Consider the following 8354-nt stretch of genomic DNA (forward strand, 5'->3'; position numbering starts at 1 on the left):
GCCTCCGACTTCCGACGGCCTCGCGGGCGGCACCGGCCAGCTGGCCACGGGCGCGACCGGCCTCGCCGACGGCGTCGACCAGCTCGCCACCGGGCTGGGCGAGGGCGCGGAGCAGGTGCCCGACTACGACGCGACCGAGCGCCGTCAGCTCGCCGAGGTGGCCGCGGCCCCGGTCCGGACCACCGGCGACGACCCCTCGACCCTGGAGCGGGCGCTCGCCTTCCTCGCGGCGTTCGCCGTGGGCGTCGGCGGCCTGGTGACCTTCCTCGTCCTGCGCCCGGTCCCGGCGGGCGCCGTGAGCAGCCGGTCCGGCCCGCTCCGGCTCGCCCTGCGCGCCGCCGCCCCCGCAGCCGTCGTCGTCGGCCTGCAGACGGTGCTCGTCACCCTGGTCCTGGCGACCGCGCTCGACCTGGGCGCCGGCCGCACGGTCGCGGTCGCGGGCGCCGTGCTCCTGGCCGGCCTCGCCCTGGCCGCCACCAACCAGGCGCTCGTGGCCTGGCTCGGCGGGGCGGGCCGGCTGGTCTCGCTCACCCTGCTCGCCCTCAGCGTCCCCGGGGCGCTCGCCGGCACGGCCCCGGAGGTCGTGCGCACCCTGGTGTCGGCCACGCCGATGGCCCCGGCGACCGAGGCGGTGCAGGCCGCCGTCCTGTCGGAGCCGGTCGGCGGTGCGCCTGTCGCGCTCGTCGTGTGGGCGCTGGCCGGGCTCGCCGCCTCGGTGCTCGCCGCGGCCCGCGAGCGCTCCGCCCCGCCGGCGCGCGTGCTCGCCCTGGCAGCCGCCCGCTGACCGGTGCCCGCCCGGGAGGTTCCTCCCGGGCGGGCGCGGGTACCCGGACCCCGTGCGAGCCCTCACCGTCACCCCCGGCCAGCCGTCCGCAGCGGAGCTCGTCGAGCTCGACGAGCCGTCGCCGGAGGAGGGGTCGGTCCTGGTCCGCACGGTCGCCGTCGGCGTCTGCGGCACCGACCGCGAGATCATGTCCGGCGAGTACGGCGAGGCGCCGCCGGGGGAGGACCGGCTCGTCATCGGGCACGAGTCGCTGGGCCGGGTCGTCGAGGCCCCGGAGGGATCGGGGCTGTCCGCGGGCGACCTCGTCGTCGCCGTGGTCCGCGAGCCCGACCCGGAGCCGTGCACCAGCTGCGCCGTCGGCGAGCAGGACATGTGCCGCAACGGCCGCTACACCGAGCACGGCATCAAGGGCGTGCACGGCTTCGCCCGGGACTCCTACCGCGCGGAACCCGACCGGCTCGTCGCCGTGCCGGCGTCGCTCGGACTGCGCGGGGTCCTCGTCGAGCCGGCGTCGGTGCTCGCCAAGGCCTGGGAGCACATCGAGCACATCGGCCGCCGCGGCCGGTGGGAGCCCCGGACCGTCCTGGTCACCGGTGCCGGTCCGGTCGGCCTGCTCGCCGCCCTGATGGGGGCCCAGCGAGGCCTCGAGGTGCACGTCGCCGACCTGGTCACCGACGGCCCCAAGCCCGAGCTCGTCCGCCGCCTCGGCGGGACGTACCACGGCGGCCCCGTCGAGCAGGTGGACCTGGCGGCCGACGTGGTCCTCGAGTGCACCGGGGTGCCCCAGGTCGTCGCCCACGTGCTCGGCGGGACCGCGCCCGGCGCGGTCGTCTGCCTGGCCGGGGTGTCGAGCCCCGGCCGCGTCGACATCGACCTGGGCAGCCTCAACCGGGAGTGGGTGCTCGACAACGACGTGGTGTTCGGCTCGGTGAACGCCAACCGCCGCCACTACGAGGCGGCCGTCGAGGCGCTCGTGCAGGCCGACCCCGCGTGGCTGGACGGCATGGTCACCCGGGTCGTCCCGCTGGAGGACTTCGCCGAGGCCGTGGAGGACCGCGAGGGCGACATCAAGTCGGTGCTGCTGCTGGACACCCCGCCGGACTGAGGGCGCTCAGCGGGAGTAGTGCTCCACGACGAGCTGCTCGTCGCACACGACGGGCAGCTCGGCCCGCCGCGGGCGCGCGACCACCCCGACCGTGAGCGCCGGCAGGACGACCTCCAGGTGCGGCGGCACGTGCTCGGGGGCGTTGCCGCCGGCCGCGGCCACGACGAACGGCGCCAGGGAGCGGCTCGCGGGGGCGACCCGGACGACGTCGAGGACCTCGACCCGGTAGGACGGGCGGTCCACCGTGCGGCCGTTGACCTGGACGTGGCCGTGGCTGACGAACTGGCGTGCCTGCTGCACCGTGCGCGCGATCCCCGACCGCAGGACGACCGCGTCCAGGCGGCGCTCCAGCTCCTCGACGAGCACCTCGCCGGTCTTGGCCCCGCTGCGCGAGGCCGTGGCGAGGGTGCGCCGCAGCTGCGCCTCGCTGACGGCGTACTGCGCGCGCAGCCGCTGCTTCTCCAGCAGCCGCAGCCGGTAGTCGCTCTCCTTGCGCCGCGACCGGCCGTGCTGGCCGGGCGGGTAGGGGCGTCGCTCGAGCGGTCCCACCGAGGCGGGGGTCAGGGCGATGCCGAGGGCGCGGGACAGCTTGGACATGGATCCGCTCGTGCGCACGTGTCTCCTCAGGACGGGTTCGGGCAGCCGGTGCTTGCCCATTGCGATAAGGCAACCCTAACCTGCATCCGTGATGCTCGTGCGCGACCTCCTCAGCCGTGCCCGCAGCGTCGTCGACGCCGTCGGCTCCCTCGACGTGGCGTGGGACGACGGCACCTGCCGGCTCGACACCGGCGTGACCGCCCTGGCCGACGGGTCGCTGCTGCTGGGCCTGGACGAGGGCAGCCGGCTCGCGGCGCGGGTCGAGCGCGCGGACGACGAGGGCCAGGACGTCGGCGTCTGCCTCGGCCTCACCGACCTGGCGCCCGTGGCCGTGCGCGACCGGGTCCGCGGCCGGCTCGCCCTGGCGGGCTGGCTCGAGGTGCGCCGCGCCGGCGCCGGCCCGGTGTGCCGGCTCGAGCCCGTCGAGCTCGTCTGGCGCGACGCCGGGGGCCCCGCGGTCCCGCTGGACCCCGACGGCTACCGCGACGCCGTCGTCGACCCGCTCGCCGAGCACGAGGCCGACCTGCTGCTCGCCGTGGCCCGCGACCGCCGCATGCTCGCCTTCCTGGGGGCGCGGGCCGGGTTCGCGGGCGCGGGGCGGGGCCACCCGGTCCGGCCGCTCCGGGTGGACCGCCACGGGCTCGACCTGCGCCTGGACCGCCCCGGCGACCCCGTCGACGTCCGGCTGCCGTTCGACCTGGACGCGACCGGCCCCGGCCTGGCGTGGGCGGGCCTGGAGGCCCTCGCCCGTCCGTGACGGCGGTGCTAGGGCCGGCGCGCCCCGGGCCGCGACCCTCCGGGGGCGACGTTTGGTGCCGGGCCCCCCGACGACGTACCGTCTGTGGCGACGGCCAGCGGGGCCGGGCACGCCCTGGACGGTGACCGGCTCCCGGTCCGGACGGGGCGGGCGCCCGGGAGGCCGTCGTCCGGGTCCAGACGCGCGTCGTCCTGCCGCGCGGGGCCCGGGAGCGGACGTCACCGCCGTCGACCGTCCCGGTCGAGCGCGTCCGGCACCAGCCGAGGAGGAGCACACGTGGCTCGACGTAGCCAGCGCGGGTCCGGCGGGACCGCCACCGCGACGCGCACCCGCACGGGCGGCCGCGACAGCGCCACCGGGATCGTCCCCGAGCTCGCCAAGGCGGTGCGCGACGTCGAGAGCGCGGTCCGCCGCGGCCCGCTGCGCGCCTCCGGCCGGACCACCTTCCAGGTCGTCGCCCTGCTCGTGCGCGAGGAGCGGGCGCGCGCCAAGGCCGACAAGGACCTGAGCGAGGCCCAGCGCGCCGAGCACCTCAAGCGGCTCGACGGCGTCGCCACGATCCTCGCCCGCACCGCGGCCCGCGACACCTCCCTGCTCGTCCTGCTGGCCGACGACGCCGTCGTCCCGCACGAGGCCCGCCAGCTGCGCAGCGAGATGCTGCAGGCGGCCGGCGTGGAGGAGGCGCCGCTCGCCGAGCCCGTCGCCGCGGCGGCCGAGCCCGCCCCGCAGCAGGCCCCCGAGCGCCGCGTCGTACCCCGGTCGGTCATCTCCCGGCAGCTGTCCAACCCGTTCATGGAGCCGGACTTCAGCGCGGTCGGGCCCGTCCTGCCCGGGCCGGGCCAGCTCGGCAGCTGGGAGCTGCTCGGGCCGCTGTTCCGCTCCTTCGAGGAGGGCGGCGAGTCCTCCTGCATGACCCTGCCGGACCCGTCGTCCCTGCAGGCGCCGGGCGGGCGCGAGCTCATGCCGCACCAGGCGCAGGTCGTCGCGGCCGCCGCGCAGGGGCACCGGACCTTCCTGCTCGCCGACGAGCCGGGCCTGGGCAAGACCGCGCAGGCGCTGCTGGCCGCGCAGGCCGCGGACGCCTACCCGCTGCTGGTCGTGGTGCCCAACGTCGTCAAGACCAACTGGGCCCGCGAGACGGACATCTGGACGCCGGGCCACCCCTCGACCGTGGTCCACGGCGACGGGGACGACGTGGACGGCTTCGCCGACGTCGTGGTCGTCAACTACGAGATCCTCGACCGCCACGTCGGCTGGCTCGGCGACATGGGCTTCCGCGGCATGGTGGTCGACGAGGCCCACTTCATCAAGAACCGGACCTCGCAGCGCTCGCGCCACGTGCTGCAGGTGGCCGACCGGATCCGCGGCCGCTTCGCCCGGCCGCTCATGATGGCGCTCACCGGCACCCCGCTCATCAACGACATCGAGGACTTCCGGGCGATCTGGCAGTTCCTCGGCTGGATCGACGACAAGAAGCCCACCCCCCGCCTCATGGCGAGCCTGGCGGAGACCGGGCTCACGCCGGCCGACCCGGGCTTCTACCCCGCGGCCCGCGCGTGCGTCATCGACATGGGCGTCGTGCGCCGCCGCAAGGTCGACGTGGCCGCCGACATCCCGGCCCGCCGTGTCGCCGACCTGCCCGTCGAGCTCGACGGCGAGGCCGGCCGGTCCGTCCGCGAGGCCGAGCGGGTCCTGGCCCGGCGCATGGTCCGCCGCTACGACGCGGCCCTGGAGGTGCGCACCTCCGGCGTCACGGTCGAGGGCATCGACCACGAGCTCGTCCGCCGGGTGGCGACGTGGGAGCGCGAGGACACCCAGAAGGGCACCGAGGAGGAGAACGTCTTCTCGATGATGCGGCGCATCGGCCAGGCCAAGGCCGGCCTGGCCGCGGACTACGCCGGGCAGCTCGCCCGCAGCGTCGGCAAGGTCGTGTTCTTCGCCAAGCACGTCGACGTCATGGACACCGCCGAGCAGACCTTCGCCGCCCGCGGCATCCGGTACGCCTCGGTGCGCGGGGAGCAGACCCGGACCGCGCGGCAGAAGAACGTCGACGCGTTCATGACCGACCCCGAGGTCCAGGTCGTCGTCTGCTCGCTCACCGCGGCGGGCGTCGGCCTCAACCTCCAGGTGGCCTCCAACGTCGTGCTCGCCGAGCTGTCGTGGACCGACGCCGAGCAGACGCAGGCGATCGACCGGGTGCACCGGATCGGCCAGGACGCCCCGGTCACCGCGTGGCGCGTCATCGCCGCGCAGACCATCGACAGCAAGGTCGCCGAGCTCATCGACTCCAAGGCCGGTCTGGCCGCCCGCGCCCTGGACGGCTCCGACGAGGAGGTGTCGTCCTCGGTGGACGTCCAGCTCGAGGCGCTCGTCCAGCTGCTCACCGAGGCGCTGCAGGCACGGACCGCGTGAGCGGGGCGGCACCGGCGGTGCCGCCCCGCCCCGCGCACGACCGTCACGGTCCCGGACACCACCGGGCCGCGAGGGTCGTGGGCCGGCTGCTGCTCGGCGCGCTGCTGCTCGTGGCCGGCACGGCGCACCTGGGCCCCGCCCGGCAGGAGTTCCGCGCCCAGGTGCCCGGCTGGCTGCCGCTGGCGCCCGACCTCGTCGTCGTGGCCTCCGGCGTGGTGGAGCTCGTGCTGGGCGCGGCGCTCGTGCTCGCCCCGGGCCGCGTGCGACCCCTGGTCGGCTGGGTGGTCGCGGCGTTCTTCGTCGCGGTGCTGCCCGGCAACGTGTCGCAGCTGCTCACCCGCACGGACGCCTTCGGCCTGGACAGCGACACCTCGCGGGCGGTCAGGCTGCTGTTCCAGCCGCTGCTCGTGGCGTGGGCGCTGTGGTCGACCGGCGCGTGGCGCGCGTGGCGGTCCCGGCGGCCGTAGCCCTCGGTGGGGTCTGTGGTGGCCGGTCGCGTGCCCGGGCGAGGTCCCCGGCCGCCGGAGATGGCACCCTCGGGGGCGGGCGCCGCCGTGACGGCGGGCGCCCGGCCGGTCCGCCCTCGCGGCGGCTGACAGCAGAGGAGCACCACGTGGACGTCCCCGTCTGGGTCTGGGCAGCGACCGTCGCCTTCATCATCGGGCTGCTGCTCTACGACCTGATCTTCCACGTGCGCAAGGCGCACGTGCCGACGCTGCGGGAGTCGTCCTTCTGGTCCGCGCTGTACATCGGCATCGCGCTGCTGTTCGGGGTCGGGGTGCTGGTCTTCGGCGGGACCTCGATGGGCTCGGAGTACTTCGCCGGCTACGTGACGGAGAAGGCGCTGAGCGTCGACAACCTCTTCGTCTTCCTCATCATCATGGCCAGCTTCCGGGTGCCGCGCGAGGACCAGCAGAAGGTCCTGCTGTTCGGCATCGTGTTCTCGCTCGTCGCCAGGACGGGGTTCATCTTCCTGGGCGCGGCACTCATCAACACCTTCGCCTGGGTGTTCTACCTCTTCGGCCTCATCCTCCTGCTGACGGCCGGCAACCTGCTCAAGCCCGGGCACGACGAGGAGGACGCCGGCAGCAACATCGTGGTGCGCCTGGCCCGCAAGGTGTTCCACACCACCGACTACTACGACGGCGACAAGCTGTTCACCCAGCACGAGGGCAAGCGCGCCCTCACGCCGATGCTGCTGGTCATGGTCGCCATCGGCGGCACCGACATCCTCTTCGCGCTGGACTCGATCCCGGCCATCTTCGGCCTCACGCAGAACGTCTACGTGGTGTTCACCGCCACGGCGTTCTCGCTGCTCGGGCTCCGCCAGCTGTTCTTCCTCATCGACGGCCTGCTCGACCGGCTCATCTACCTCAAGTACGGCCTCGCCGCGATCCTCGCGTTCATCGGCGTCAAGCTCATCCTCCACGCCCTGCACGAGAACAACCTGCCGTTCGTCAACGGCGGCCAGCCGGTCGAGGTCGTCGAGATCTCCACCGGCCTGAGCCTCGCCGTCATCCTCGGCGTGCTGGTCGTCGTCGTCGTCGCCTCGCTGCTCAGCCCCGCGGGCAAGGCGCAGACCGCCATCAACAACGCACGCCGCCACGCCACGAGCTACCTCGACATGGAGTACACCCACGACGAGGCCGAGCGGGAGCGGGTGTTCCGGCAGCTGGTCGAGGAGCGCGACGCGATCGTCGCGCTGGGCCCGAAGTACAAGCAGATGGTGCGCGACGAGCCGGAGCTCATGGCGCTGCTCACCCGCGCGCGCGACAGCCACGACCGGGTCCACCCGGACGACCCGGTGGAGCCGGTGCTCACGGGCACGGACCGCGGCGACGAGCCGGCGCGGGTGCGCTGACCCGGCACCCGCCACGACCCGGGCCGCACCGGCCCGCGCCCGGCCTCAGGCCCCGAGCGCGGGCCCCTCGTCCTTGAGCGCGACCCCGGAGGCACCGAGCTCGCGGGCGGCGTTCAGCAGGGCGGCCACGGTGACGGCCGCGGCCTCGTAGCCGGTGCCGTGGGGCGGGCGGACGTTGGAGACGCAGTTGCGCTCGGAGTCCGCCCGCCCCGGCCGCGGGTCCCACGTGAGGTAGACGCCGAGGCTGTCCGCCGCCGACAGCCCCGGCCGCTCGCCGACCAGGACCACCACCGCGCGGGCCCCCAGGGCGGCGCCGACCTCGTCGCCCAGGGCCACCCGGGCCTGGCTGGCCAGCACCACCGGGGCGACCACCCAGCCCGGCAGCCGCGCGAGCAGCGCGGTCACCGTGGGCGCCGCGTGACGGTGCACCGCGAGCGGCGACAGCCCGTCGGCGACGACCACGGCCAGGTCGACGCCGTCCCCGGGCGGCGGGAACGTCGTCCCGTCGGCGAGCCGGCGCCCCAGGTCCGGGCGCTGCAGGTACGTCGTCCGGTCCGGGGCGGCCGAGGCCACGCAGAGCACGTCCGCGCCGCCCAGCGCCTCCCGGACCAGCCCGGGCTCGAAGGGAGCGTGGACGGCGTCCTTCGCCGCGGCGTGGGCCGCGCGGAACTCCAGCTCCCTCGCCGTCGGCAGCGCGTCGCCGGCACGGCCCAGGGCGACCCGGGCGCGGGTGGCCGCGCGCAGCACCTGCCACGGGTCGGAGGTCGGCGTCGTCACCGGGGCCGGGGTCGTCGACCCGGCGGGCGGGGCCGGTGGGGCCGCTGCGTGGTCGCGCGCG

7 protein-coding genes and 1 pseudogene are annotated in these 8354 nt (G+C 75.8%); 6 read left to right on the forward strand and 2 right to left on the reverse strand.

From position 1 onward, the window contains the following. Positions 1 to 784, forward strand: a pseudogene (locus WCS02_RS14690) (hypothetical protein); the annotation flags it as partial. Between the two features lie 52 nt (positions 785 to 836). Then, positions 837 to 1889: a glucose 1-dehydrogenase gene (locus WCS02_RS14695; RefSeq protein ID WP_340294514.1), complete on the forward strand. Its 1053-nt coding sequence runs from the start codon at positions 837 to 839 to the stop codon at positions 1887 to 1889. Between the two features lie 6 nt (positions 1890 to 1895). On the opposite strand, the gene rpsD is transcribed toward WCS02_RS14695, so the two are convergent. Then, positions 1896 to 2546 carry a 30S ribosomal protein S4 gene (rpsD, locus tag WCS02_RS14700; protein ID WP_376984224.1) on the reverse strand — a complete coding sequence of 217 codons (651 nt, stop codon included), beginning with the start codon at positions 2544 to 2546 and terminating at the stop codon, positions 1896 to 1898. A gap of 28 nt (positions 2547 to 2574) precedes the next feature. Between rpsD and WCS02_RS14705 the strand changes: the two genes are divergently transcribed. The 4 genes from WCS02_RS14705 to WCS02_RS14720 all read left to right on the forward strand — a co-directional run bounded on the left by WCS02_RS14705 (position 2575) and on the right by WCS02_RS14720 (position 7516). Next, positions 2575 to 3243, forward strand: a complete 669-nt coding sequence (locus WCS02_RS14705; protein ID WP_340294518.1) for a hypothetical protein — start codon at positions 2575 to 2577, stop codon at positions 3241 to 3243. Positions 3244 to 3519: 276 nt separating this feature from the next. Further along, complete coding sequence (locus WCS02_RS14710; RefSeq protein ID WP_376984221.1) at positions 3520 to 5655, forward strand: DEAD/DEAH box helicase; 2136 nt, start codon at positions 3520 to 3522, stop codon at positions 5653 to 5655. 77 nt (positions 5656 to 5732) lie between these two features. Continuing rightward, positions 5733 to 6122, forward strand: coding sequence for a DoxX family protein (locus WCS02_RS14715; RefSeq protein ID WP_376984219.1), 390 nt, complete (start codon positions 5733 to 5735; stop codon positions 6120 to 6122). Positions 6123 to 6268: 146 nt separating this feature from the next. Then, entirely contained in the window at positions 6269 to 7516 is a 1248-nt protein-coding gene (locus tag WCS02_RS14720; protein WP_340294520.1) for a TerC family protein, read from the forward strand. Positions 7517 to 7561: 45 nt separating this feature from the next. Here WCS02_RS14720 and eutC read toward each other — a convergent pair. Beyond that, positions 7562 to 8354 (reverse strand): ethanolamine ammonia-lyase subunit EutC (gene eutC, locus WCS02_RS14725; protein WP_340294522.1); only part of this gene is annotated, 793 nt, incomplete at its 5' end.

It is taken from the genome of Aquipuribacter hungaricus (assembly GCF_037860755.1).
Lineage (GTDB): Bacteria > Actinomycetota > Actinomycetes > Actinomycetales > JBBAYJ01 > Aquipuribacter > Aquipuribacter hungaricus.